Source organism: Streptococcus taoyuanensis, assembly GCF_029589235.1.
Lineage (GTDB): Bacteria > Bacillota > Bacilli > Lactobacillales > Streptococcaceae > Streptococcus > Streptococcus taoyuanensis.
This window is the reverse complement of record NZ_JARQVW010000001.1, coordinates 187,129-210,788: the sequence shown is the minus strand read 5'-3', so window position 1 is coordinate 210,788 and position 23,660 is coordinate 187,129. Positions and strand designations below refer to the sequence as shown.

Annotated in this window: 25 protein-coding genes; 21 read left to right on the top strand and 4 right to left on the bottom strand. The window is 43.3% G+C overall.

All coding sequences use genetic code 11. The features are described from left to right. The first annotated feature begins 7 nt into the window (after positions 1 to 7). Both P5Y91_RS01000 and proC read left to right on the top strand, forming a co-directional pair. Positions 8 to 1,255, top strand: a complete 1,248-nt coding sequence (locus P5Y91_RS01000; RefSeq protein WP_277838766.1) for a glutamate-5-semialdehyde dehydrogenase — start codon at positions 8 to 10, stop codon at positions 1,253 to 1,255. A 3-nt stretch (positions 1,256 to 1,258) separates the two neighbouring features. Next, a complete protein-coding gene (gene proC / locus P5Y91_RS00995) occupies positions 1,259 to 2,074 on the top strand; it encodes a pyrroline-5-carboxylate reductase (RefSeq protein ID WP_277838765.1) in 816 nt (271 codons plus the stop codon). Positions 2,075 to 2,361: 287 nt separating this feature from the next. Here proC and P5Y91_RS00990 read toward each other — a convergent pair whose 3' ends face one another. Continuing rightward, the gene (locus P5Y91_RS00990) at positions 2,362 to 3,885 is read right to left on the bottom strand and encodes an ATP-binding cassette domain-containing protein (protein ID WP_277838764.1); all 1,524 of its coding nucleotides are present in this window, start codon (positions 3,883 to 3,885) and stop codon (positions 2,362 to 2,364) included. Positions 3,886 to 4,204: 319 nt separating this feature from the next. On the opposite strand from P5Y91_RS00990, the gene hemW reads away from it, so the two are divergent. The 19 genes from hemW (at position 4,205) to ldcB (ending at position 21,443) form a co-directional block, all read left to right on the top strand. After that, a complete protein-coding gene (hemW, locus tag P5Y91_RS00985) occupies positions 4,205 to 5,335 on the top strand; it encodes a radical SAM family heme chaperone HemW (protein WP_024055621.1) in 1,131 nt (376 codons plus the stop codon). 3 nt (positions 5,336 to 5,338) lie between these two features. Next, the gene (locus P5Y91_RS00980) at positions 5,339 to 6,094 is read left to right on the top strand and encodes an acyl-ACP thioesterase domain-containing protein (protein ID WP_049491865.1); all 756 of its coding nucleotides are present in this window, start codon (positions 5,339 to 5,341) and stop codon (positions 6,092 to 6,094) included. Beyond that, entirely contained in the window at positions 6,084 to 6,770 is a 687-nt protein-coding gene (locus P5Y91_RS00975) for a hypothetical protein (protein ID WP_049474586.1), read from the top strand. Before P5Y91_RS00980 ends, P5Y91_RS00975 begins: the two co-directional genes overlap by 11 nt. Continuing rightward, positions 6,771 to 7,541, top strand: coding sequence for a TIGR01457 family HAD-type hydrolase (locus tag P5Y91_RS00970; protein ID WP_277838761.1), 771 nt, complete (start codon positions 6,771 to 6,773; stop codon positions 7,539 to 7,541). Continuing rightward, a complete protein-coding gene (locus P5Y91_RS00965; RefSeq protein WP_277838760.1) occupies positions 7,534 to 8,154 on the top strand; it encodes a TIGR01906 family membrane protein in 621 nt (206 codons plus the stop codon). The genes P5Y91_RS00970 and P5Y91_RS00965 overlap by 8 nt, the downstream gene beginning before the upstream one ends. Next, on the top strand, positions 8,151 to 9,134 hold the full coding sequence (locus P5Y91_RS00960) for a CPBP family intramembrane glutamic endopeptidase (protein WP_277838759.1): 984 nt from the start codon (positions 8,151 to 8,153) through the stop codon (positions 9,132 to 9,134). The genes P5Y91_RS00965 and P5Y91_RS00960 overlap by 4 nt, the downstream gene beginning before the upstream one ends. Positions 9,135 to 9,267: 133 nt before the next feature. Further along, on the top strand, positions 9,268 to 9,675 hold the full coding sequence (locus P5Y91_RS00955) for a hypothetical protein (RefSeq protein ID WP_277838758.1): 408 nt from the start codon (positions 9,268 to 9,270) through the stop codon (positions 9,673 to 9,675). 139 nt (positions 9,676 to 9,814) lie between these two features. After that, positions 9,815 to 10,312, top strand: coding sequence for an Imm6 family immunity protein (locus P5Y91_RS00950; RefSeq protein ID WP_277838757.1), 498 nt, complete (start codon positions 9,815 to 9,817; stop codon positions 10,310 to 10,312). 73 nt (positions 10,313 to 10,385) lie between these two features. Continuing rightward, positions 10,386 to 10,865 (top strand): Imm6 family immunity protein, encoded by a 480-nt coding sequence (locus P5Y91_RS00945; RefSeq protein WP_277838756.1) that lies wholly within the window; start codon positions 10,386 to 10,388, stop codon positions 10,863 to 10,865. Between the two features lie 141 nt (positions 10,866 to 11,006). Next, positions 11,007 to 12,842 (top strand): excinuclease ABC subunit UvrC, encoded by a 1,836-nt coding sequence (gene uvrC / locus P5Y91_RS00940; RefSeq protein ID WP_195623172.1) that lies wholly within the window; start codon positions 11,007 to 11,009, stop codon positions 12,840 to 12,842. Positions 12,843 to 12,852: 10 nt separating this feature from the next. After that, on the top strand, positions 12,853 to 13,695 hold the full coding sequence (locus P5Y91_RS00935; protein WP_277838755.1) for a metallophosphoesterase family protein: 843 nt from the start codon (positions 12,853 to 12,855) through the stop codon (positions 13,693 to 13,695). A 148-nt stretch (positions 13,696 to 13,843) separates the two neighbouring features. After that, entirely contained in the window at positions 13,844 to 14,449 is a 606-nt protein-coding gene (locus tag P5Y91_RS00930) for a nitroreductase family protein (protein ID WP_277838754.1), read from the top strand. A gap of 34 nt (positions 14,450 to 14,483) precedes the next feature. Beyond that, positions 14,484 to 15,890, top strand: coding sequence for a dipeptidase PepV (pepV, locus tag P5Y91_RS00925; protein ID WP_277838753.1), 1,407 nt, complete (start codon positions 14,484 to 14,486; stop codon positions 15,888 to 15,890). 52 nt (positions 15,891 to 15,942) lie between these two features. After that, a complete protein-coding gene (locus tag P5Y91_RS00920) occupies positions 15,943 to 16,527 on the top strand; it encodes a uracil-DNA glycosylase family protein (RefSeq protein WP_227247808.1) in 585 nt (194 codons plus the stop codon). 12 nt (positions 16,528 to 16,539) lie between these two features. Further along, positions 16,540 to 17,031, top strand: a complete 492-nt coding sequence (locus P5Y91_RS00915) for a prolyl-tRNA synthetase associated domain-containing protein (RefSeq protein WP_277838752.1) — start codon at positions 16,540 to 16,542, stop codon at positions 17,029 to 17,031. Between the two features lie 13 nt (positions 17,032 to 17,044). Further along, complete coding sequence (locus P5Y91_RS00910) at positions 17,045 to 17,329, top strand: rhodanese-like domain-containing protein (protein WP_277838751.1); 285 nt, start codon at positions 17,045 to 17,047, stop codon at positions 17,327 to 17,329. Positions 17,330 to 17,647: 318 nt separating this feature from the next. Further along, positions 17,648 to 18,799, top strand: coding sequence for a DUF6574 domain-containing protein (locus tag P5Y91_RS00905; protein WP_277838750.1), 1,152 nt, complete (start codon positions 17,648 to 17,650; stop codon positions 18,797 to 18,799). Positions 18,800 to 18,865: 66 nt separating this feature from the next. Next, positions 18,866 to 20,653 (top strand): TcaA second domain-containing protein, encoded by a 1,788-nt coding sequence (locus tag P5Y91_RS00900; protein ID WP_277838749.1) that lies wholly within the window; start codon positions 18,866 to 18,868, stop codon positions 20,651 to 20,653. A gap of 10 nt (positions 20,654 to 20,663) precedes the next feature. Beyond that, positions 20,664 to 21,443, top strand: coding sequence for an LD-carboxypeptidase LdcB/DacB (ldcB, locus tag P5Y91_RS00895; RefSeq protein ID WP_003016191.1), 780 nt, complete (start codon positions 20,664 to 20,666; stop codon positions 21,441 to 21,443). Positions 21,444 to 21,756: 313 nt separating this feature from the next. Here the strand turns inward: ldcB and P5Y91_RS00890 are convergent, their stop codons facing one another. From P5Y91_RS00890 to coaA, 3 genes are all read right to left on the bottom strand, one after another. After that, positions 21,757 to 22,266 carry a DNA topology modulation protein gene (locus P5Y91_RS00890; RefSeq protein ID WP_277838748.1) on the bottom strand — a complete coding sequence of 170 codons (510 nt, stop codon included), beginning with the start codon at positions 22,264 to 22,266 and terminating at the stop codon, positions 21,757 to 21,759. Positions 22,267 to 22,332: 66 nt separating this feature from the next. Next, positions 22,333 to 22,581: a 30S ribosomal protein S20 gene (gene rpsT, locus P5Y91_RS00885; RefSeq protein WP_003007640.1), complete on the bottom strand. Its 249-nt coding sequence runs from the start codon at positions 22,579 to 22,581 to the stop codon at positions 22,333 to 22,335. A 96-nt stretch (positions 22,582 to 22,677) separates the two neighbouring features. Continuing rightward, positions 22,678 to 23,598, bottom strand: a complete 921-nt coding sequence (gene coaA, locus P5Y91_RS00880; RefSeq protein WP_070466090.1) for a type I pantothenate kinase — start codon at positions 23,596 to 23,598, stop codon at positions 22,678 to 22,680. Between the last annotated feature and the right edge of the window lie 62 nt (positions 23,599 to 23,660).

Here is a 23,660-nt window from a genome sequence, read left to right as displayed (position 1 = left end):
AAAACGTATGGGAACGACACAAGAACAATTAGCCTTAGCGAGATCAGCTAAGAAAAGCATCAATACAGCCAGTACAGCTCTTAAAAATCAGGCCTTGGATGCCATGGCTAGCCAGCTTTTGAAAGCGACGGAAGCCATTTTAGTAGCCAATCAGATCGATATGGAAGCGGCACGAGGGAAGATCTCTGAAGTCATGCTGGATCGCCTCTTTCTTGATCAAGAGCGGATTGCAGGGATGGCACAAGGAATTCGTGCTTTAATAGACCTGCCAGATCCGATTGGGGAAGTGCTGGATACTGAAGTCTTGGAAAATGGCCTTGAAATCCAGAAAGTTCGAGTCGCCATGGGTGTTATTGGCATTATTTATGAAAGCCGTCCAAATGTAACGTCTGATGCTGCAGCGCTTGCCATCAAGAGTGGAAACGCAGTGGTCCTTCGTACTGGAAAGGATGCTTTTCATTCTGCACAAGCGATCGTGACAGCCCTCAAGGCTGGATTGGAAGAAGCTGGACTGAATCCAGATCTTCTCCAACTGATCCAAGATACGAGTCGAGCTTCTAGCCTTGCTATGATGAAGGCTAAGGGCTATCTAGATTTGCTAATTCCACGTGGTGGTGCTGGCCTGATCCAGGCGGTGGTTGAAAATGCCATTGTCCCCGTGATCGAGACAGGAACTGGCATCGTCCATGTCTATGTGGATAAGGAGGCTGATTTCCAGAAAGCCCTCGCCATTATCGAAAATGCCAAGACTAGTCGGCCGTCTGTCTGCAATGCCATGGAGGTCTTGTTGGTGGATCGAGCGATCGCGTCTGATTTCTTGCCTTTGGTCAAAGACCGTTTAGTGGATGATCGGGAAAGATCCGTTGAGTTGCGCCTAGATGAGCAAGCACAAGCAATCATTTCTGGGACAGCGGCACAGGAACAGGATTTTGATACCGAATTTTTAGATTATATTTTAGCAGTCAAGGTCGTTGATGGAGTCGAGGAAGCGGTGGACCACATTGAAGCTCATAGCACCCATCATTCGGATGCTATTGTGACTGAAAATCCTGAGACAGCCGCTTATTTCACCCAGCAAGTAGATTCAGCAGCGGTTTATGTCAATGCTTCTACACGCTTTACAGACGGGGGACAATTTGGCCTAGGTTGTGAAATGGGGATCTCAACCCAAAAACTCCATGCGCGTGGACCGATGGGACTCCGGGAAATGACCAGTTACAAATATATCGTCAGTGGAAATGGTCAAGTGAGGTAAGAAATGAAAGTTGCATTTATCGGTCTTGGAAACATGGGGGCTAGTCTAGCCAAAGCAGTTGCAAAAGAAGTGGACGCGAAAGACCTGCTCTTGGTCAATCGTTCTCCTCAAAAGGTGCAAGAGTTTATCAGCCAGTATGGGGGAACGGCGTCTGATCTTGAACAAGTCTTTCAAGAGGCTGAAGTGATTTTTTTAGGGGTCAAACCCTATCAGATTTGCCCTCTCCTAGAGGAGTATCAGGGCATCTTAGCCCAACGCTCCAATCTCTTACTGGTTTCCATGGCTGCAGGCTTGGAACTAGAAAAGATGGCTGACGTGATCCAGAACGACCAGCTAGGGCTCATTCGCATCATACCCAATACGCCTGTGGCCATTGGTCAAGGTGTTATCAGTCTAGCCCGCTCTCAAGCAGTGACAGACCAGCAGATAGCCCAGGTCAACCAGCTCTTATCAGGAGCAGGGGCCCTCTACGAGATCGAGGAAAAATTAATGGATCCTGCAACGGCTGTTGCAGGCTGTGGGCCAGCCTTTGTCTATCAGATGATTGAAGCTATGGCAGATGCAGGAGTAGGATTAGGACTTTCACGAGAGCAAGCCTTGCAGATGGCTGCACAGACCTTCCAAGGTGCTAGTCAAATGGTCCTAGAGACAGGCGAGCACCCAGCCCGCTTGCGAGATGCAGTTTGTAGTCCAGGTGGGTCTACCATCGCAGGAGTCAACCGCTTAGAACAAGTCGGCTTACGGGGCGACATCATTGCTGGAGTGGAAGCTGCATACAAACGCACCCAAGAAATGGGACAAGAGGCAGAACAAAATTAGATAAAATAATTGGTCAAAACCAAGTTTGGAGAACATTGACAAACTGTTCTTTCATTCAAAGCTAACAAATCAAGAATTATCCAATCCTCTATTGAAACTTTCCGCCGTGAGAAAAGTGCTTGAAACAGGATTGTTTCAAGCACTCGGGAGTTTTGAAGCCTTAGATTCAAAACTAAGTCATGGAACTTCTATGAAGTTCGCTGACGTCCGTTCTCACCTAAGGAAAGTTTCTAAGAGGACTTCATTTTCAATTTAAAAGATTGGTTTTTTGGCCAATCTTTTTTACGTTAGAGCGAATCTATTTCTACCAAACCATTTTCGGTCAGACGATAGATTTTTTGGCAGACTTCTTTGAGGAAGGTCCGGTCGTGAGAGACCGTGACTAGTCCGCCTGGGTAGTCTGCGAATAGGCGTCGAATTTCTGGTTGGGAAGTGGGGGAAAAATTGCGAGTAGGCTCGTCCAAGAGTAGAAATTGGGGACTTGTGAGCACTAGTTGAAGGAGATAGAGTTTTCCTTGCTGGCCACCAGAAAGTTCAGAGATCGGATGGTGCATTTCAGAATAAGTAAAGTTGAGGGAGGCTAAATGCAATTGAATGGTGTTGATTTCTTCGCGATCGCCTGAATGCTGTAGAAATTGAACCGGTGTCTGAGTCAGAGGGAGGCCTTCAGTGTAATCTTGTGGCATATAGGCAGTGCGGATACTTTCATTCTTCTGTAGACTTTTCCATATCATTTTTAGGAAAGTGGATTTCCCCACACCGTTGGAACCGATAATCCCTATTTTATCCTGTCCTAGAAGAGTAAGGGAGAGGTTCTTGACCAGGACCCGATCACCAATGGCGAGTTCTTCCTGATCTAATAGAAGGACTCGTTTTTGAGGAGACAAGGGAGTGAGGGGAGGAAAATGCAGATTGATGACTTCCTCATCATAGGGTTGGGGAGTCATGGATTGGAATTCTCGCTCGTAGCGCTTTTCTTGTGAGAGGAGGGACTTCATTTTCTTTGCCAGGAGACGTCCAGCAGTGCTATCCTTAGTGTTTCGTAAGGATGTTTCAACTTGCTGACGGACGCGGCGATGCTTCTCCATTGTTTTTCGGTAGGTTCGTTGATCGTTGGCAGCTTGCTGAGTCTGTTGCTTGAATTGTTGCTCCCTCTGGCTACTGTAGTCTTGATAGCCTAGGTGCTCTACAATGGTTTCAGCCTCCTTGCGGTGTTTGATCTGTCTTAGATGAATAATGGTATCCGCCGTCTGCGTCAAAAAATCCTCATGATGGGAAATAAATAGGATGGTTTGGGGGCTCGTTTGGATCATCTGCTGGAGCCAGTCCAGGGTTTCCAAATCCAGATCGTTTGAAGGTTCATCTAAAAATAGCAATTCATGAGGACGGCAAAGTTCGTGAAGCAGTTGGACTTTGAGGGCTTCTCCTCCAGATAGACTTCCAATAGCTTGGTCGCTCGCAAAGCGGTCGCTATCAAATTGCAATTGATCAGCCAGTCTGTAGAGGGTGGCATAGTCTAGCTCATCCTCTCCAAAAAAATATTCTTCCAAGCTTTTTCCCTTCAAGGCTTCCGGCAAAGTCTGGGGAATATAGGCATAGGAGTGAAAAGAAGTGGTGATTTCACCTTCTATGGTCATATAATCTGGTAGGGATTTTGGGGACATAAGGACATGAAGCAAAGAAGACTTTCCATTTCCTTCTTCGCCAATAATGGCAACTTTTTCCCCTTCATGAATAGTTAGGGACAGATCGCGAACCAAATCGCGTAAATCTTTTGTGTGGCGGATGGTGAGGTGGGATAGTTTTAGCATAAGATTCCTTTCTACTGGGACAAAAAAACAGCTCTACCTATTTAGTAGAGCTGTATTCAAGTGAAACCCAAACAGAAAAAGACCTTATTAAGCCAACAAAAAGTTGGACAATAGGCGAGAGGGCACACGAAAAGAGATAGAACAAGCAGTCCACTAAATAAAGTATCTTATTTAACGAAACTTAGTTGTTCATATCTCCTTACCTCCGAATGTGATTAGTTTTATTCTATTCTTTTCATTCCTTCTTGTCAAGGAAATCCTTGCGTCATCCACCCTTTTCTTCTCGGACTTAGGGGGATTTTATGGTATAATTAAAGGTATGCATACAAAACCAACGTCCGCTTATGTCCACATCCCATTTTGTACCCAGATTTGTTTTTATTGTGATTTTTCGAAGGTTTTTATTAAGAACCAACCGGTCGATGCTTATTTGGATCATTTGATCCAAGAATTTCGTCGGGAAGAAATCACAAATTTACGGACTCTCTATATTGGGGGTGGGACACCGACAGCCTTAACTGCGGATCAGCTAGAGTATCTGCTCAAGGAGCTGACCAAGTCACTTGATCTTTCTCAGATGGAGGAGTTGACCATCGAGGCCAATCCTGGTGATTTGGATCCGGATAAGATTGCTGTTTTGAAGGATTCACCGGTTAATCGGGTTTCTTTAGGCGTACAGACCTTTGATAATCGCTTGCTCAAAAAGATTGGTCGGAGCCATCAAGAGCAGGATATCTATGACAATATCGATCGTCTGAAGCTGGCTGGTTTTGACAATATTTCGATCGACCTCATCTATGCCCTTCCGACGCAAACCATGGAGCAGGTCCAGGAAAATGTCGCTAAGGCTCTTGCCCTCGACATTCCCCATATGAGCCTCTATAGCTTGATTCTAGAGAATCACACCGTCTTTATGAATCGGATGAGACGGGGCAAGCTTCCTCTACCAAAAGAGGAGTTAGAAGCGGAGATGTTTGAATACATCATTCAGGAGTTGGAGCGTGCGGGCTTTGAGCATTACGAAATTTCCAATTTCTCCAAGCCTGGTTTTGAAAGTCGCCACAACCTCATGTATTGGGATAATGCAGAGTATTATGGCTTAGGAGCTGGTGCATCCGGCTATGTCAACGGTGTTCGCTACAAGAATCATGGGCCTATCCGTCACTATATGCAGGCGGTCGAAGAGGGAAATGCGCGTGTCCAGGAGGAACATCTGACTCAGACTGAAATGATGGAAGAAGAGATGTTTCTGGGACTGCGTAAGAAAACAGGCGTTTCCAAGAAACGTTTCGAAGAAAAGTTTGGTGTGAATTTTGACCAACAATATGGATCAGTGGTTGAGAAATTGATCCAGCAGGGCCTTTTGGTACCTGACAAGGACATTGTACGAATGACCAAGAAAGGTCTCTTTTTAGGAGACACTGTAGCAGAGAAGTTTATTTTGGAGTAGAAAATGGCAAAAACATTTGAATACAGCATGAAAATTCCGTTTGATATGAGCGATGTCAATGGATTTATAAAAATTCCGCAATTGATCTTGCTGTCTTTGCAGGTATCAGGCATGCAATCGATTGAGCTGGGCATGAGTGATATGTACATTCTAGAGAATTACAATCTAGTCTGGATTATCACGGATTACAATATGAAGATTGAGCGTCTCCCTGTTTTTGATGAGAAAATCACTATTGAAACCTATGCCAAGAGTCACAATCGACTTTTCTGCTACCGGGCCTTTAATATCAAGGATGAAGCAGGAAATACTATCATTGAGATGGTCGCGACCTTTGTCTTGATGGATCGTGATACACGCAAGGTTCATCCTGTTATGAGTGAAATCACGGATGCCTTTGACTCTGAATTTTCAAAAACCATGCTCCGCGGTCCCCGTTTCAAAGAATTAGAAGGTGGCGTGGAACAAGAATACCGAGTTCGGTTTTACGACTTGGATATGAACGGACATGTCAACAATAGCAAGTACTTGGACTGGGTTTTTGAGGTGATGGGAGCAGACTTCTTGACCCATCATATCCCTAAAAAAGTTCATCTAAAATATGTCAAAGAAGTGCTAGCAGGAGGTCTCATCACCTCTCAATATGAACAAGAGGGCTTGAAAACTCAGCACCAAATTACTTCAGATAGTCAGATCAATGCCCAAGCTGAAATTGAGTGGGAAGAAGTAGAAGAAAAGGGTTGGAATTATGGAAAGTAGAAGATTAAAAAATAAAAAACAGGAACTTGAAAGCTATCAAAAACGGGTTGTGGCCTATGCCAAGCGTCAAAAGAACCCTTTGTACATGTTGGGAGATTGGCTCTTGACTCTTTGTGCTTTGGGCATCATCCTGGTAGAGGAAATTTATAAATTTTTCCGCTATCGCTTGAATTTAGAGAGTTTTAATCGCTTTTTAAGAGAAGATATACGCTGGTATCGGGTCTGGATCCATTTCACCTTGGCCTTTCTTTTACCGGTCATGATCTTCTCGATTGGGATTACTAGCCAATCAGGATCCTTCTGGTCCAATTTCTATCACCGCTTGTCTCAAGGCGTGCTCTTTAGCACAACAGTCAGCCTCGCTGCGACCTTAGTGACGGATTTTGTCGAGAATTTGCAACCAGAAACTAAGTCTGACGGGAAAAATCGGAGCACTAAACGCACGGTTTATCAAATCAGTGTGGATCAGGCAACCGTGATAGGCTTGTTATTGACCATTGTCATCCTCATGGTAGCATCCTTCTTGTTCACCCAATCGGGAAGTCAAGGGATTAATTTTACAGGTTTGGTGTTACAATTTGTCCTCTATGCTGGAGCCTTGCTCTTATATGGTTCTGGTGGACGAGTCGATGCAGAGAAGTTACATGACGAAACGGAAACAGAAAAGGAAGAATAAATGCACTATAAGGGCTATTTGATTGATTTGGATGGCACTATTTACAAAGGAAAATCACGAATTCCTGCAGGAGAAGCTTTTGTTCATGAATTGCAGGCGCGTGAGATTCCCTATCTCTTTGTGACCAACAATACAACCCGCACACCAGAGACTGTTCGGGATATGCTGGCTACTCATTTCAATATAAAAACCCCAGTTTCGACTATCTATACAGCTACCCTTGCGACCATTGACTACATGAATGACCAAAATTTGGGCAAAAAGGTCTATGTGATCGGAGAAGCGGGGCTCAAAGACGCTATTGAAGAAGCTGGCTATATCATCGATGAAGAAGCACCTGATTATGTGGTGATTGGCCTGGATTGGCAAGTGGATTATGAGAAGTTTGCTATTGCGACCTTGGCGATTCAAAAAGGAGCACACTTTATTGGGACCAATCCGGACCTGAACATTCCAACAGAGCGTGGTTTGATGCCAGGAGCAGGATCTCTGATTGCCCTTGTTGAAGCAGCGACACGGGTCAAGCCAGTGATTATTGGCAAACCAAAGGCCATCATTATGGATAAGGCTATTGAACACCTGGGGCTTGCAAGAGAAGAAGTGGTCATGGTTGGGGACAACTACCTAACAGATATTCGTGCAGGTATTGACAATGGGATTCCAACCCTTTTGGTGACGACTGGTTTTACCAAACCAGAAGAAGTACCGACCTTACCAATTGCACCGACACATGTTGTTTCCAGCTTAGCGGAGTGGGATTTTGATGCTTAAAAGTTTGAAATCAATCAACCTATTTTTCTTTATCTTGTCAGCTGCAATCCTTCTCACCATTGGCCTAGCCTGGGCCCTCTATCCCATGGAGATTCATTGGTTGGGGATTCAAAGCCGGACTGGTTTTTCGGCTTCTGTTATCATGAAGAATTTTAATGTCTTGATGAACTACTTGACCAATCCTTTTCAATGGGTGTTGAAGATGCCTCAATTCCCCTCTTCAAAAAATGGACTGCACCATTTTGAGGCCGTCAAGTACTTATTTCACTTAGTGACGGTTGTTTTTGTGGTCACACTACCTGGTTTTATCCAGTTTATGCGGACAGTCGTCAAAAAAGGCTACCTTACCTTGTACCGTAGTCTCTTCTTTTGGATGATGGTTTTACCAGTAGTGCTTGCAGTGATGGCTGTTATGATTGGCTTTGATCAATTCTTTACGCTCTTTCATCAAGTCTTATTTGCTGGGGACAATACTTGGCTCTTTGATCCGCGCGTGGATTCGATTATTCTTGCATTACCAGAAGACTACTTTATGCATGCCTTTTTGATTTTCTTTGTCTTATACGAAGGAATGTGTGCGAGTTTTTATCTATTTTCTAGGAGGAAGAAATGAACCAATACAACCGATTATTAGACCCTAAAAAAGATATAGGAAGGTATTCCGGTACACTTGCCATTTATCTCTTGGTAATGACCTTGGTAACCGTCCTGTGGGAAGTCCTCCTTGGATTGACCATAGCAGGCTCTCTCAGAAAAGATCCAAGTCAAGTAACGGAGAAACTCAATGCCCTGAATGTTTGGGCTGGTATTCCCTACCTCATCTCTATTTTCATTGGACTCTTTCTCTTTAATGCCTATCGCAAGAAGGCCCTTTATAAATATGATCTTAAGCACAAGGGACGTAAGATGACTCTTTCAGTCTTCTTTATTCTTCTCGCCTTTCTTGGCTTTTCTCAAGTATTTTCATCTGTGATGACACAAGTGATTGAGCGCATGTTTGAGACCATTGGCCTTCATTCTCCAACACCAGATCTAGGTGATACGATTGAGCGATCATGGACCATGCTCTTGTATGCTGGATTTTTTGGTCCAATCACAGAGGAATTCTTCTTCCGTGGGGCCGGCTTGCGAGGCTTGGAACGGTATGGCAAGGTCTTTGCCATTGTCATGACGGCTATCTTGTTTGGTCTCTTCCATGCCAATTTTGATCAGCTCTTTTTCGCGAGTATCATTGGTCTAGGTTTCGGATACATTGCCTTTGAATACAATATCTGGTGGGCTATTTTCTATCACATTTTCAATAACTTTGTGATTTCCCAAGGCTTGCATTATGTGGCCTATCATGTGGACGAGGGACTAGCGAATTGGCTCCAAATTGGTGTTTTAGCTATTGGTTCCATTGTCATGATAGTGGTTCTTGCGACTAAATGGCCAGCTATCAAGGCTTATATTCAAGCCAATAAACCTCAACCGGGAGTTTTCCAGCGTGCCCTCGCGTCCTTCTGGTTCTGGTTCTTCGTGTTATTTACTATCCTGATGTCTATTGTTCCTTATGTGATTCCGATCTTCCAGATGGCTAATCTCAAAGGATAAAGTTTATCGATTGCTAGTAAAGGGGGATCCTTTTAGATCCCTCTTTTTTGCTATAATAGAGAGAGTAGAACTGGGAAGTTTAAACTTGTAAATAACGCAACTTAAAAGATTAACAATGGAGTAATAGTTACTGATGAAAAATAAATCTAAAAAATGGAAATGGTTTTTGTTGATGATTCCTGCACTGATGATTTTAGGGATTATCAGGATTAACCTTGATGAGATGAAATCAAAGGATGGAATTTATTATCTGACAGTAAAAAATGAATCTACTAAAACGGCCTCCCTAGATAAAACGTCATGGATCAAAATAGAAGGAGAGCAGATCACCATAAAGGAAGGTAGTTCAGAGCATACTTACTCATATGACCCTGAAAATGAAGAATTTACAAGAGATTCAGAGAAGTATTCTTGTATGATATATGATGGACTTTTAACCCTTTCAGGAGATCAGCCGCAAAAGGAATTACCTGAGTATGTCAGTCCAGATAGCAGTTGGTATTCAGCATACGAAAAAGGGCAAGTGGAGATAAAGGATTGAGGATGAGTGTCTGATATGTCATTTATATGATTGTAGCGGCAATAAAATAGTAACGGAAAATACAAGATTTATCGCAACTGTAAGATATAAAGAGATCTAGTTTATTTATTGCAAGGTAGTGATATAAAAGGAAAAACAAATGAAATGTAATGATAGCTTATTATACCTTCTTCAAGAATTGACTTTTAATCTAGTCGATTTAATCAGTCATATAGAATACAAGGACCTCGTTCTAGATTCCTTGAAACTTGCTAATCAATCGCTTGACCAGGATAGTAAGATTTGTCCAGATATTTTGTATAGTCGGTTGGAGAATGTGGATGAAAAGGATATTTTGACATTTATGGAGCTGGATAAGGAGACCGATCCTCTTGTATGGAGTTGCATTGCCAATTATTTTGTCTTGGTTTGCTATCATTTGTATAAGCAATCTGGAGAAAAGTACCTGCCTCAAACAATTGAAAGTGTGGATGTGGAAACGATAGAAGCTTATGTTTCGAGTTACCGACAACTGCTAGCTGAAAACAATCAATTAGTGCAGCAACTATCCGCATTAGACCTTGAACAGGTGTTGAAAGATCCCATGATTGCCAATTACTTTGGTGAGTTGCTTCAAGAAATCAAGTTGAAACAATGATTCAGTAGTCTTAAATTGACGATAGGACGTTCTAAAATTAACACGTCCAGATAGTACTAGACAAGGAGAGAATATGTTTGTCAGCTATTTTATGCTAACTTTTTCTGAAGCAATTGCTCATCTGTTGAGCTCGCCCTATAACTCTCATATTCGGACGGACCTGGATGCGTGTTGGAGTTTTTGGGAGAAGAGAGATAAAAGTGGAGATGAGCTCTATGCTCTATTAGATGATGGCACAGACTTTGGCGGACTTTTTATCTATATGCAATTAGATGACAATGAGTCGCATGTTGCATCCTGGGATAACATCAGTTATGCGATAGCTACCACTGCAAAAGAAGCTTATTCATTTGAGAAGAATAAAGAGCTACCGTCCCCTTTAGAAAACATTGACGATTCTTTGATAGAGATTTTCATTGAGAATTTAAAAGAAATCAATTGCGATTTATATTATCATGTACAAGATGTAAAAGACTTCCTTGCGCATGCTCAATCGCTCTCGAAGGAAGAGGCTTTAAAAGAATTGGAGAGAATAGGATTGTTACGGTTATAAAATTAGAGATGATTCCTGATTTCAACGAATGAATGATCCTGTTTATCATGAAATTTCATCAAAGATGGACAAAATGTATGAATCATCTTATCACATCATACAGAGAGGCTAACCCCTCTCTTTTTTGCTATAATAGAAAGTATGAATAACTTGATTAAATCCAAGCTCGAGCTCTTGCCGACGAGTCCGGGCTGTTACATTCACAAAGACAAGAACGGTACCATCATCTATGTGGGGAAGGCCAAGAATCTTCGCAATCGGGTGAGGTCCTATTTCAGAGGAAGCCACGATACTAAGACGGAAGCCCTGGTATCTGAGATTGTGGATTTTGAGTTTATCGTTACCGAGTCCAATATTGAGGCCTTGCTTCTTGAGATCAACCTCATCAAGGAGAACAAGCCCAAGTACAATATCATGCTCAAGGACGATAAGTCCTATCCCTTCATCAAGATTACCAATGAGCGTTATCCCCGTCTTATCATCACGCGCCAGGTCAAAAAAGATGGCGGTCTCTATTTCGGTCCCTATCCAGACGTAGGAGCGGCTAATGAGATCAAAAGGCTTTTGGATCGGATTTTCCCTTTCCGCAAGTGCACCAATCCGCCTTCCAAGGTCTGCTTTTACTACCATTTAGGGCAGTGTATGGCTCACACAGTCTGCCACAAGGACGAGGCCTATTTCAAGGGCATGGCCCAGGAGGTTTCTGACTTCCTCAAGGGGCAGGATGACAAGATTATCGATGAGCTCAAGCTCAAGATGAATACCGCTGCGCAAAACATGGAATTTGAGCGGGCAGCCGAGTACCGCGATCTGATCCAGGCCATCGGGACCCTGCGGACCAAACAGCGGGTCATGGCTAAGGATTTGCAGAACCGGGATGTCTTTGGCTACTACGTGGACAAAGGCTGGATGTGTGTGCAGGTCTTCTTTGTCCGTCAGGGTAAGCTGATCGAGCGCGACGTCAACCTTTTTCCTTACTACAATGATCCGGACGAGGATTTTTTGACCTATGTGGGGCAGTTTTACCAGGAGAAATCTCACCTGATCCCCAATGAAATCCTGATCCCTCAGGATATCGATGAGGAAGCGGTCAAGGCCCTAGTGGATACCAAGGTCCTCAAGCCCCAGCGCGGGGAAAAGAAGCAGTTGGTCAATCTGGCCATCAAGAATGCGCGAGTCAGTCTGGAGCAGAAGTTCAATCTCCTTGAAAAATCCATGGAAAAGACCCAAGGTGCTATTGAAAACCTTGGAAAACTCCTGCAAATTCCAACTCCTGTGCGGATTGAGTCTTTTGATAACTCCAACATCATGGGGACCAGTCCGGTCTCAGCCATGGTGGTCTTTGTCAATGGGAAGCCAAGCAAAAAGGACTACCGCAAGTACAAGATCAAGACCGTTGTCGGGCCAGATGACTATGCCAGCATGCGGGAGGTCATTCGCAGACGCTACAGCCGGGTCATGCGGGATGGCCTGACGCCACCAGATCTGATCGTCATCGATGGGGGTCAGGGCCAGGTCAATATCGCTAAGCAAGTCATCCAAGAGGAGTTGGGGCTGGATATTCCTATCGCAGGCCTGCAAAAGAATGACAAGCACCAAACCCATGAATTGCTCTTCGGTGATCCCCTTCAAGTCATCGAACTCTCTCGGACTTCGCAGGAATTTTTCCTCCTGCAACGGATCCAGGATGAAGTCCACCGTTTCGCCATCACCTTCCACCGCCAGCTCCGATCCAAGAATTCCTTCTCCTCCCAGCTGGACGGCATCGAAGGTTTGGGACCAAAACGCAAGCAGTTGCTGATGAAACACTTCAAGTCACTGACCAAGATCAAAGAAGCTACTGTAGATGAGATTGTCACAGTTGGCATCCCACGAGCAGTCGCGGAGGCAGTGCAAGACAAGCTCCATCAAGGAAAGCAAGAAGAAGCAAGTCCCTTGGTGGAAGTGGCGGAGGATTCTGAACCATACCAATCATAAGGAGTTTATAATGAACAATAGAATCGCTATTTTATCTGATATCCACGGAGATACAACAGCCCTGAAGGCAGTGATTGCGGATGCGCGTGCTCAAAGCGCGACAGAATACTGGCTTTTAGGGGACGTTTTGCTACCGGGGCCTGGAAGAGAGGACCTTTTTGAGTTGCTGGATGCGATTCCGATTACAGCGGCTGTTCGTGGAAATTGGGACGATTGTGTCCTAGAGGCCTTGGATGGCGAGTACGGACTTGAGGATCCACAGGAGATCCAGCTTCTCCGTCTTACTCAGTACCTCATGGAAGGACTAGATCCTAAGCGGATCGATTGGCTTCGCGCCCTTCCATTGGTAGAGAAGAAGGAGGTCAATGGTATTCGCTTTTCACTGACCCACAATTTGCCAGAAAAGAATTATGGTGGAGATTTACGTCCAGCAAATGCGACGGAGAACTTTGACCAATTGCTGGATGACCAGACGGATATGGCGATCTACGGTCATGTCCACAAGCAGTTGCTTCGCTATGGCAGCCAGGGTCAGCAGATCCTCAATCCGGGGACTATTGGCATGCCTTATTTTGACTGGGAACCAATTCAAAACCACAGAGCTCAGTATGCTCTAATCGATGTCGAAGAAGACGGAGTGACCAACCTGCAATTTCGTAAGGTGGCCTATGACTATGAAGCAGAGCTCCAAGATGCTAAGGACAAAGGTCTTCCTTTTATTGAGATGTACGAAGAATTGAGACGCGAGGATAACTATCGGGGCCATAACATCGAGCTTCTAACGAGCTTAATTAAGAAATACGGTTATGCCAAAGAAGTAGCTGCCTATTTCAATCTTTCCAATGAATCATAGGTGGATCTCTTGTGTATTCAACCTATAACCAAGAAGCGGATCTTCAAAATGTCCGCTTCTTTTTTCACAATCTTAGGCTGTAAAACCCTGCAAGCTCTTTCATTTTGTGTTAAAATAGAGGTAACAGAAATAGAAAAGGAAGAAGCTTATGAAATTTCTAGAGCTCAATAAAAAACGCCATACGATCAAGCATTTCACTGACCAACCGGTCGATCCAAAGGATGTACGGACTGCCATTGAGATCGCAACCTTGGCCCCTAGTGCCCACAATAGCCAGCCTTGGAAATTTGTGGTCGTTCGTCAAAAAAATGCGGAATTGGCAAAATTAGCCTATGGTTCAAACTATGATCAAGTCATGGAAGCACCTGTGACCATCGCCCTCTTTACAGATACTGATTTGCAAAAACGGGCTCGCAAGATTGCGCGTGTTGGTGGGGTGAAAAACTTCACAGACGAGCAATTGCAATACTTTATGCAAAATCTTCCTGCTGAATTTGCGCGCTATGATGCCCAACAAACAAGTGATTACTTGGCTTTGAATGCCGGTCTTGTGGCTATGAACTTGGTACTTGCTTTGACAGACCAAGGCATTGGAACCAATATTATTTTGGGATTTGATAAATCGAAAATCAATGAAGTATTGGACATCGAAGAGCGTTTCCGTCCGGAAGTCTTGATTACGGTTGGCTATGCGGCTGAAAAAGTAGAGCCAAGCTATCGCTTACCAGTGGACGAAATCATTGACAAACGCTAAGCCAATTAGCAAATAGAAGATCGAGGAGGAATTCATGACAACAGTTGACTTTAAAGCAGAAGTAGAAAAACGTCGCGATGAGATGATGGCTGACCTATACAGCCTCTTGGAAATCAATTCTGAACGCGATGACAGCAAGGCAGATGCAGAGCATCCTTTTGGACCTGGTCCTGTAAAAGCTCTTGAAAAATTCTTGGAAATTGCCAAACGTGATGGCTATGAAACCAAGAATGTCGACAATTATGCCGGTCACTTTACTTTTGGTGAAGGAGAAGAAGAGCTTGGGATCTTTGCCCATATGGACGTCGTGCCTGCAGGTAGTGGCTGGAAAACGGATCCCTACAAACCAGAAATTATCGATGGCAAGCTCTATGCGCGTGGTTCGTCTGATGATAAAGGGCCTACAATGGCCTGCTACTATGGTTTGAAGATCATTAAAGACCTAGGCCTCCCTGTTTCCAAGCGCGTGCGCTTTGTTGTCGGTACAGATGAAGAATCAGGCTGGAGCGACATGGATTACTATTTCAAACACGTCGGACTTCCTGAGCCAGATTTTGGCTTCTCACCAGATGCGGAATTCCCAATCATCAATGGGGAAAAAGGAAACATCACTGAGTACCTTCATTTTGGAAATGACAACACAGGAAGTGCCCATCTTCATAGCTTTACAGGTGGCCTTCGTGAAAACATGGTACCAGAGTCAGCGACTGCAGTCGTTTCTGGACAACTACCAGATCTTGCTGGCCTCTTAGATGCCTTTGCTAAGGAACACCAGCTCAAGTATGAAATCTCAACTGTCGATGAAGAAACCTATACCGTTACGATTGTTGGGAAATCTGCTCACGGATCAACTCCTGAAGATGGGATCAATGGTGCGACCTACTTGGCTCTCTTGTTGAACCAATTTGATTTTGGTGGTGCTGCTAAGGCTTACCTTCATGTGACAGCCTCACTTCTTCACGAAGATTTTGCTGGTGAAAAATTAGGTATTGCCCATACAGATGCCAAAATGGGACCATTGAGCATGAATGCAGGTGTCTTCCATTTTGATGAAAGCCAAGCAGACAACACTATTGCCCTCAATATCCGTTACCCTCAAGGTACAGATCCTGAAACCATCAAATCCACCCTTGAAAAGATCGAAGGAGTGGCTACAGTAAGCTTGTCAGCCCACGGTCACACACCTCACTATGTTCCGATGGATGATGAATTGGTATCCACCCTCTTGCGTGTTTACGAAAAACAAACTGGCCTCAAAGGACATGAACAAGTGATCGGTGGTGGTACCTTTGGTCGTCTCTTGAAACGTGGGGTTGCCTTTGGTGCTATGTTCCCAGACTATGTCAATACTATGCACCAAGCTAATGAGTTCGCAGATGTCGAAGATCTCTATCGTGCAGCAGCTATTTACGCAGAAGCCATCTATGAACTAATCAAATAATCCACTACTCGGCCAGTTTTTCTGGCTGAGTTTTTCCATAGAAGGAGGACTTATGTCAAGGATTGAAAGCATTAAACAAGCCATTATGGCAGATCCTCAAAATAAAGAATATACAGAGAAAGGGATAGAGCCACTCTTTGCAGCCCCAAAGACAGCTCGTATCAATATCATCGGACAAGCTCCAGGGATGAAGACGGAAGAAGCTGGTATTTACTGGAAGGACAAGAGTGGTGATCGTCTGCGCGAATGGTTAGGAGTTGACGAAGACACCTTTTATAATTCTGGTTTGTTTGCGGTCATTCCCATGGACTTTTATTTCCCAGGGCATGGGAAATCTGGTGACCTTCCACCTCGCAAAGGCTTTGCGGAAAAGTGGCACCCTCAACTTCTCAAGGAGTGTCCGGATATTGAGTTAACCCTCTTAATTGGACAATATGCTCAAGCTTATTACCTTCATGAAAAGGTTAGTGGCAAAGTAACCGAACGGGTCCACCATTTTAAAGACTATTTGCCAACCTATTTTCCACTTGTTCACCCTTCCCCTCGCAATCAAATCTGGATGGCTAAAAATCCTTGGTTTGAGGCAGAAGTGGTCCCAGAATTGCAAACCTTAGTACAACAGATTATTCAAAAATAAAGGAGAGCGACGATGGATCCTTATCAACAAGTTAAAGAAAAATTAGATGAGTTAGGAATTTCATTTGATGTGGTGGAACACCCACCCGCATTCACGACGGAGCAGGCGGATTCTTATATTGAAGGCTTAGAAGGTGTCCGGACCAAGTCCATGTTTTTGACCAACAAGAAGAAAACCCAATACTATCTGCTCATCATGGATGACCAGAAGCCATTGGATATGGATGATTTCAAAGAGCAAGTGGAAGCCAACCGGATCCGCATGGCTTCAGCAGATTCTTTAGCTGAAAAAATGCAATTACCGCCAGGAACGGTTTCTCCATTTGGTTTATTGAACAATGAAGAAAAAGATATTCGGGTCTATTTTGATCAGGATATTGTGTCAGAGGAAATCATGACCTTCCATCCCAATACTAACGAAAAAACCATCTTTATTAAAACCCAAGACTTGTTCCGATTTTTAGAGTCTATTGACTTTAGCTATCAAATTCTAACCCTTCCATAACAAAGGAGAAATCATGAAAGAAATTCCATTTTCAAGCTTTTACCAAGCTTATCAAAAAGGAGATTTACACGTTCTTGATGTACGCGAGCAGGAGGAATATGATGCGCTTCACTTAGATGGGGTTCGTCTTCTTCCCTTATCTGAGTTAGCAGATCGCTACCAGGAATTAGAGAAGGATCAGCCCTATTCTGTCATCTGCAAGTCTGGTCGACGATCAGCACGTGCTTGCCAATTTCTGGAAGAGCAAGGCTATTATGTGACCAACGTCCAAGGTGGCATGGATGCATTTGAATCCTAAAAAGAGAGTGGGACAGAAATCGGTAATTCGTTAGAATTCGATTTCGTCGTCCCACCTCCGCACAGTTGAGTAGGGCTGTAAAAGCTGATGAAATCAGCGTAGTAGAGCCCACTCAACCACTGCGTCTTGCTCGACAATCCAAAAATAATTGAGAGGTTAGGACTTTTGTCCCAGCCTTTTTCTTTACTAATTTCTAAATATGAGTAGAATTTGTATGTTTTTCAAAAGATATTACAGGGATTTTCCAGTCTTTCATTGAAAATGGTTCAGAAATTTTGTATAATACCCTAGTATAAACAATAGTTAAGGAGATTCATTATGTCAAAACAAGATTGGCTGGATTATTTCGAAGCCGTAAATGGTCGTTCTGCTAGTGCAGAAGAAATTGCTCAAGCACTGGCTGCAGGAGAATTTCAAGAAGAAGTAGTGGTTCCAGAAACCCCACAAGCCCCAGAATTTGTCGCAGCACCAACTGCACCTGTGGAAGAACCAGTTGCTGCTCCACAAGCCCCAGAGTTTGTTGCAGCACCAGCAGTTCCTCAAGCTCCAGAGTTTGTCGCAGCGCCAACTGCCCCTGTGGAAGAACCAGTTGCTGCTCCACAAGCCCCAGAGTTTGTTGCAGCGCCAGCAGCTCCTCAAGCTCCAGAGTTTGTCGCAGCGCCAGCTGCTCCTGCAGAAGAACCAGTTGCAGCTCCAGTTCAAGAACCGGCTCCTCAAGCTGCTCCAGCGAATGGGCCAGCTTTCCAACAAGCTCCACAACAAGCCTACCAACAACCTACTCAAGCAGCTTATCAACAAGCTCCTTACCAAGGTCAACCAGGACAACCTTATCCTGGCCAACCAAGTCAATTTGGTGTAGCCGTTGGTGGTTACTGGAATTGGTTCCTTTCAGCTTTGAAACGTCCAACTGCTGTAGAAAATTCAAAAGCTCTTAACGGAATTTTACAGTATGTCTTAACTGCCTTTGTCTTGACCCTATCAACTTTCTTCACAGCTAGTGGAGCTACAGGTGGTTATGGAATGGATTTCCGTGCCTTTATGTTGACATTGATTTCCCTATTCTTTAGCGTTTACGCCTTCCAAGTAGCAGGATTCTTTGTTCGTCGTGTGGTTCTTCAAGATAAGGAATACAGTTACGGTCGTTCATTTGAAGAGTTTGGACGTTTGTCTGTCTACACTTTGCCACTTGCCCTTCTTGCTTTCTTAGTAGGTCTTGTAAAGGTTTATGAATTTTATGGCTTTGTAAATTTCCTTATTTTCTTCTTGTTCTTTGTTGGAACATGCTATGTCGTTCATCAAGGATTGAACAAGACAAGCTTTAAAGCAGATAAATTCTTGCTTCTAGTAGCATCATCTGTTGTCTTGCTTCTCATTGCCATCTTTGTCATTTATGTGAATGCTCGTATTTTAGAACAAGTAGCTATTGGATTTATTCCAAGTGCTCCAAATTTCTCTAACTTTGGATTCTAACAATATCACAAAACGGAAGGTGGGGGAACCCACTTTCCCTATTTTATAATGAGGGAGAAGAGATCCATGCAAAAGAAATGGGTTGAATTATTTGAAAAAGTGATCGGTCGCAAACCGTCACCAGAAGAGTTTATGGCTGGGAAAGCTTGTGGATTTGATTTGAAACAAATTCAGTCTATCGCAGGAAATGCCCCAGCAGAGGAAGTCGCTCCTGTTGAGGAACCAGTGGTTGAACCAGTTGAAGAAGTGAAGAATGTCGATCCACTTCTAGCAGCTCGTCAGGCTTGGTTACAACATTTTGAAGAAACCTATGGCCGCAAGCCAAGTGCAGAAGAATTTACCGCTGCAAAAAGTCAAAACTTCGAGTTTTTTGTAGGACCTGTGCCTGAAGCAGAATTTGCGAACCCAGATGCAACAGAAGTAACACAGGAATATGTGCCTCAACAGCCGACTCAAGAGTATACGACTCCACTTGCTGCTGAGCAAACGCAGGTCTTTGCTGGTCCAAATGTCACAGAAGCAGGTCCAGCTCAGAAAAAACAAAAGGCCCCTAAAACGAAGGGTGGAAAGAAACTTTCCAAGAAGAAAATTGGGATTATTTCTGCTATCGCAGTCCTTGTGATCGCTTTGGTAGCAGCCTTCTTTTACTTCCAGTCAACAACGCGTGTCGAAGTGACTGCAGATAAATTTATTAAGGCAGTGGACACCAAGGATTATCGCGAAGCAGCAGATCTGCTTTCAACCGATAACGATAAATGGACAAAGGATGAAGCCGAAAGCTTTATTACTAGCATGGAAGATCAAGGGGTCGATATCGGCACAGAGTTGAACAAGATCATTGATAATGGTGGAGAAGGCAGCTATACGGATAAATCTGGAAACAAGATCTTTGGTTTGGAAAAAGCGGACAAGAAATTTGGGATCTTCCAAGAATACCGTGTGGCCAGCTATCCAGTGCAAGTCAAGGTCAAGACCAATTTGGACCAAGCCAAACTCAAAGTGGCTGCCAATAAAACGGTGACCTTGAAGAAAGATGCAGTGACAGACCTTGGTTCTTTCCATTACAATACAAAAGAAATGGAATTGACTGCTAAAACAGAGGTCGGAAATGTCACTTCTAAGATCCATCTCAATCCTAAAAAAGCAACTAAGAACAACTTAGAATTGCAGTTGAATTCTGAAAAACGCAATTTAGAAGTTGAGTTCCCAGATGAAGTTGAAAACCCAACGGATGTGAAGGTTGTGGTCAACGGCAAAGAAGTCGGAACCAGCACGACCTTTGAAGTAGACAGCATCCCTTATCAAGAAATTGAAGTACATGCTGTCTTCAACATGAATGGGGAAACCTATACAACTGAAAAGGCTAAGGTGACGATTGAAGAGGGTGAGAACAATCCGATCGAACTTAAACTAGCCAAAGATACCCTAAAACGCATCAAGAGTGCACAAGATGCTAAGAAAGCGCAAGCAGCCAAAGAAGAACAAAATCGGACCTTGGCGGAAGAATTCTTGAAAGAGTACCGCGACGCAGTCTTTAGCTCAGTTTCAAATCGAAACAACACCTACTCTAAATACTATGATACACAAAGTCAAGCCTACAAGGACATGGTTGAATTCACAACTGGTGATGGTGTTCGAAAGGCAAAAATTGACTACTATACTCCAGGAGCATTGGACATTCAAAGTGTCACTGAAGAAAATGGTGTGGTGACGATCAAGACTTATGAAGACTTTACCGTGCATTATACAGATAGCCATCCAGATTCACAAAACCGCAAGTACAAGACCTACACCTTGAAAAAAGTAGGTGCAAGTTATGTGATTACGGATATTGTCGTTACAAAAGAATCATAGGAGATTCCTCATGAAAGCAAGATTTTCCAAATTAACTTTGGTGACAGTTGCCTTGTTAACCCTGACAGCTTGCTCCCAATCTCAATCCACTAGTTCTAAATCTTCTGCAAAAGAAGAAAGCAAACAAACGCAAACCAAGTCTTCCAAAGAAAGGTCTTCTGCAAAGGATACGTCAAAAGAAACTGGCAAAGAAGAGTCGTCAAAAGCTGGTAAGTCAGATGTCAAAGTGGATTCTGGTGTCAGCTATAATGGTTCTTACTATAGTGTCAAAGGGAAATATGGTGAGGTCATGATCGCCAACAAACATTATCCCTTGTCGCCTGACTTTAACCCAGGGGAAGATCCTGAAGCTGTTTCGGCCCTTCATGAATTGATCGCAGCCATGCAGGCAGAAGGTTATCCGATCAGTGACCAATATAGTGGTTTTCGTAGCTACGACACCCAAGTTGGCCTCTACCAAAACTATGTCAATCAAGATGGTCAGGAGGCAGCAGATCGTTATTCTGCAAGACCGGGTTATAGTGAACATCAGACAGGTTTGACCTTTGATTTGATCGATACCAGTGGTAATCTGGTTACAGAACCTGGACCAAGTAAGTGGTTGCTCAAGAATGCTGCTAAATATGGCTTTGTGGTTCGTTACCAAGAAGGAAAAGAAAAAGTAACAGGCTACATGCCTGAAAGTTGGCATCTCCGCTATATCGGAAAAGAAGCACAAGATATCGCTGACTCAGGTTTGAGTCTAGAAGAATACTATGGCTTCACCGGTGGCGATTACGTTGATAAATAAAAAAGGTTGGGGATTTTAACCCCAACCTCAGATTGAAGACAAAGTCATATAAAAAACTTTCCTTAGGTGAGTACGGACGTCAGCGAACTTCTACGAAGTTCCATGACTAATTATTGAGCCTAAGGTCTCAATAATTCCGAGTGCCTGAATCGTTATTGTTTCAGGCACTTTACTCACAGCGGAAAGTTTTGGTATTTTCTTGATTCATCTAAAAAATGGAACTCAATTTTATTTCTTATCAGAATCGCTTAATTTATTTTACTTTAAAATAGTTTGTCTACATTTTAAGGTTGGGATAGATATCCCAACCTTTTTATTGTATGTTTTTTAGAAACTCATCCAGCTCTTTTTGGTTCTTGAGAGAGATAAATTTTTCGGGGTAGGTGGAGTGGATGTTTTGATACCTTTCTCTAGCACTTTTTGTTCGTCCATCCCAAAGGATCCAACGGATGAATTCCCAGTCAAAGCGTTCAGGGCAGCCTGCTGCCATACTCTCACGGACGCGGCCTTTATAACGGCTGTATCGTTTCCAGGCTCTAAAGAGGCAGTTCCAACGAGAGAAGTTTAGAAAGATAATCTGGTCGGCTTGCTCCATTCTTTCCTCATAGCAGCACCAAGAGTAATTGCCATCAATGACCCAGTCTTTATGATCGCTGAGAAACTGTCTCATCTCACCTTCCATCCAATCCCGGTCACTGTCTATCCAGCCCGGTTGAAATTGAAGGGTGTCCATATGGAGCTTGGGAATGGAGTAGTGGCGGGCTAAGTTTTCAGCCAAAGTAGATTTTCCAGATCCAGAATAGCCAATAATAACAATTTTCATAAGCACCTCTCAAAAAATTAGGCACAAAAAAAGCTCCGGAGAGCTTGATTTTTATGCTGTTCTTGATTAACCAAGTTTCGCTGCAAGACGTGCTTTATCACGGCTAGCTTTGTTCTTGTGGATCAAACCTTTAGTTTCTGCTTTATCGATAGCTGAGCTAGCAGCGCGGTAAAGTTCTTCAGATGGGTTTGCTTCAAAAGCTTTTATTGCAGTACGCATAGCTGATTTTTGAGCTGAGTTTTTTTCGTTTTGTTTAACGTTCAATTCAGCGCGTTTGATAGCTGATTTAATGTTTGCCAAGTTATTCACCTCCATTGATAATCTAACTATCTCATTATATATGAAAAGTTAAGATTTGACAAGCCTAAAATAGCTTTTCCTTTAAAAAGTACCGATAACAGGCCATTTTATCTAACGTTTGAGATAAATTTCGTCGATTTCATGGTTGGTTGCTTTATGGAGAATCAGATCAGCTCGGTTTCTGGTTGGTTGGATGTAATGCTGCAAGTTGACTAAATTAATGGATTCCCAGACCTGATGGGCCATGCTTAAAACTTCTTCTAGGGGTTGCTCTGTAAATCGATAGTAGTAGTTATTAGGATCATTCTGAGCTAATGCAAGGAGTTTTTGGAAGCGATCGATATACCAAGATTCGATATCGTCGACCGCGGCATCCACATAGATCGAAAAATCAAAGAAATCGGTCATATAGAGACTGTCATTTTGTGGATTTTGAAAGACATTGATCCCTTCGACAATGACAAAATCAGCCGGTAAAATGGTTTGCTTCTCATCTGGGACAATATCGTATATTTCGTGGGAATAGACAGGGATTTCTACTCTCTTGTTGTTTTTAATTTGATTGAGAAAATCAAGGAGCAATTCCATATCATAGCTTTCCGGAAATCCTTTTCGATTGAGGATCTCTTGTTCTTTTAAGATAGCATTTGGATAGAGAAAACCATCCGTTGTTACCAACTCTACAGTCGAGCCTTCGAAGGTTCGTGACAGCAGGATTTGAAGTAAACGGCTAGTGGTAGATTTTCCAACCGCTACGCTTCCTGAAACACCAATGATAAAGGGTTGGCGCTCACTCGTTTTTTGAAGAAAAATACCTTTTGAGAAGGCCAAATCTTCTTTGGAACGCTTGTAGATTCCAATCAGGTTTGTCAAAGGCAGGTAGACGTCACGTACATCTTGGAGGTTGATGCGGTCGTTAAAACTTTTAATAGAATTGAGCTCTGTTTGAGAGAGTGGTGGGGTGGTTTTGCGGTGCAAATTTTGCCAGGTTTCCCGATTAATTTTTTCAAAATGTAGAAATTCTTTGTCCATATGTCACTCCTATTGTAGTCTTTAGTATACCAATTTTTAGAGGTCATGTAAACGATTTAAAA

Bases quoted from the DNA above. Each gene is read 5' to 3' on its own strand.
- ldcB (WP_003016191.1), top strand. From the start codon at position 20,664: ATGAAAGCAAGATTTTCCAAATTAACTTTGGTGACAGTTGCCTTGTTA.
- P5Y91_RS00990 (WP_277838764.1), bottom strand. From the start codon at position 3,885: ATGCTAAAACTATCCCACCTCACCATCCGCCACACAAAAGATTTACGC.
- P5Y91_RS00910 (WP_277838751.1), top strand. From the start codon at position 17,045: ATGAAAGAAATTCCATTTTCAAGCTTTTACCAAGCTTATCAAAAAGGA.
- P5Y91_RS00935 (WP_277838755.1), top strand. From the start codon at position 12,853: ATGAACAATAGAATCGCTATTTTATCTGATATCCACGGAGATACAACA.
- P5Y91_RS00955 (WP_277838758.1), top strand. From the start codon at position 9,268: ATGAAAAATAAATCTAAAAAATGGAAATGGTTTTTGTTGATGATTCCT.
- P5Y91_RS00965 (WP_277838760.1), top strand. From the start codon at position 7,534: ATGCTTAAAAGTTTGAAATCAATCAACCTATTTTTCTTTATCTTGTCA.
- P5Y91_RS00975 (WP_049474586.1), top strand. From the start codon at position 6,084: ATGGAAAGTAGAAGATTAAAAAATAAAAAACAGGAACTTGAAAGCTAT.
- P5Y91_RS00950 (WP_277838757.1), top strand. From the start codon at position 9,815: ATGAAATGTAATGATAGCTTATTATACCTTCTTCAAGAATTGACTTTT.
- P5Y91_RS00980 (WP_049491865.1), top strand. From the start codon at position 5,339: ATGGCAAAAACATTTGAATACAGCATGAAAATTCCGTTTGATATGAGC.
- P5Y91_RS01000 (WP_277838766.1), top strand. From the start codon at position 8: ATGGGAACGACACAAGAACAATTAGCCTTAGCGAGATCAGCTAAGAAA.
- rpsT (WP_003007640.1), bottom strand. From the start codon at position 22,581: ATGGAGGTGAATAACTTGGCAAACATTAAATCAGCTATCAAACGCGCT.
- P5Y91_RS00915 (WP_277838752.1), top strand. From the start codon at position 16,540: ATGGATCCTTATCAACAAGTTAAAGAAAAATTAGATGAGTTAGGAATT.
- P5Y91_RS00945 (WP_277838756.1), top strand. From the start codon at position 10,386: ATGTTTGTCAGCTATTTTATGCTAACTTTTTCTGAAGCAATTGCTCAT.
- pepV (WP_277838753.1), top strand. From the start codon at position 14,484: ATGACAACAGTTGACTTTAAAGCAGAAGTAGAAAAACGTCGCGATGAG.
- coaA (WP_070466090.1), bottom strand. From the start codon at position 23,598: ATGGACAAAGAATTTCTACATTTTGAAAAAATTAATCGGGAAACCTGG.
- P5Y91_RS00960 (WP_277838759.1), top strand. From the start codon at position 8,151: ATGAACCAATACAACCGATTATTAGACCCTAAAAAAGATATAGGAAGG.
- uvrC (WP_195623172.1), top strand. From the start codon at position 11,007: ATGAATAACTTGATTAAATCCAAGCTCGAGCTCTTGCCGACGAGTCCG.
- P5Y91_RS00930 (WP_277838754.1), top strand. From the start codon at position 13,844: ATGAAATTTCTAGAGCTCAATAAAAAACGCCATACGATCAAGCATTTC.
- P5Y91_RS00970 (WP_277838761.1), top strand. From the start codon at position 6,771: ATGCACTATAAGGGCTATTTGATTGATTTGGATGGCACTATTTACAAA.
- P5Y91_RS00890 (WP_277838748.1), bottom strand. From the start codon at position 22,266: ATGAAAATTGTTATTATTGGCTATTCTGGATCTGGAAAATCTACTTTG.
- P5Y91_RS00920 (WP_227247808.1), top strand. From the start codon at position 15,943: ATGTCAAGGATTGAAAGCATTAAACAAGCCATTATGGCAGATCCTCAA.
- hemW (WP_024055621.1), top strand. From the start codon at position 4,205: ATGCATACAAAACCAACGTCCGCTTATGTCCACATCCCATTTTGTACC.
- proC (WP_277838765.1), top strand. From the start codon at position 1,259: ATGAAAGTTGCATTTATCGGTCTTGGAAACATGGGGGCTAGTCTAGCC.
- P5Y91_RS00905 (WP_277838750.1), top strand. From the start codon at position 17,648: ATGTCAAAACAAGATTGGCTGGATTATTTCGAAGCCGTAAATGGTCGT.
- P5Y91_RS00900 (WP_277838749.1), top strand. From the start codon at position 18,866: ATGCAAAAGAAATGGGTTGAATTATTTGAAAAAGTGATCGGTCGCAAA.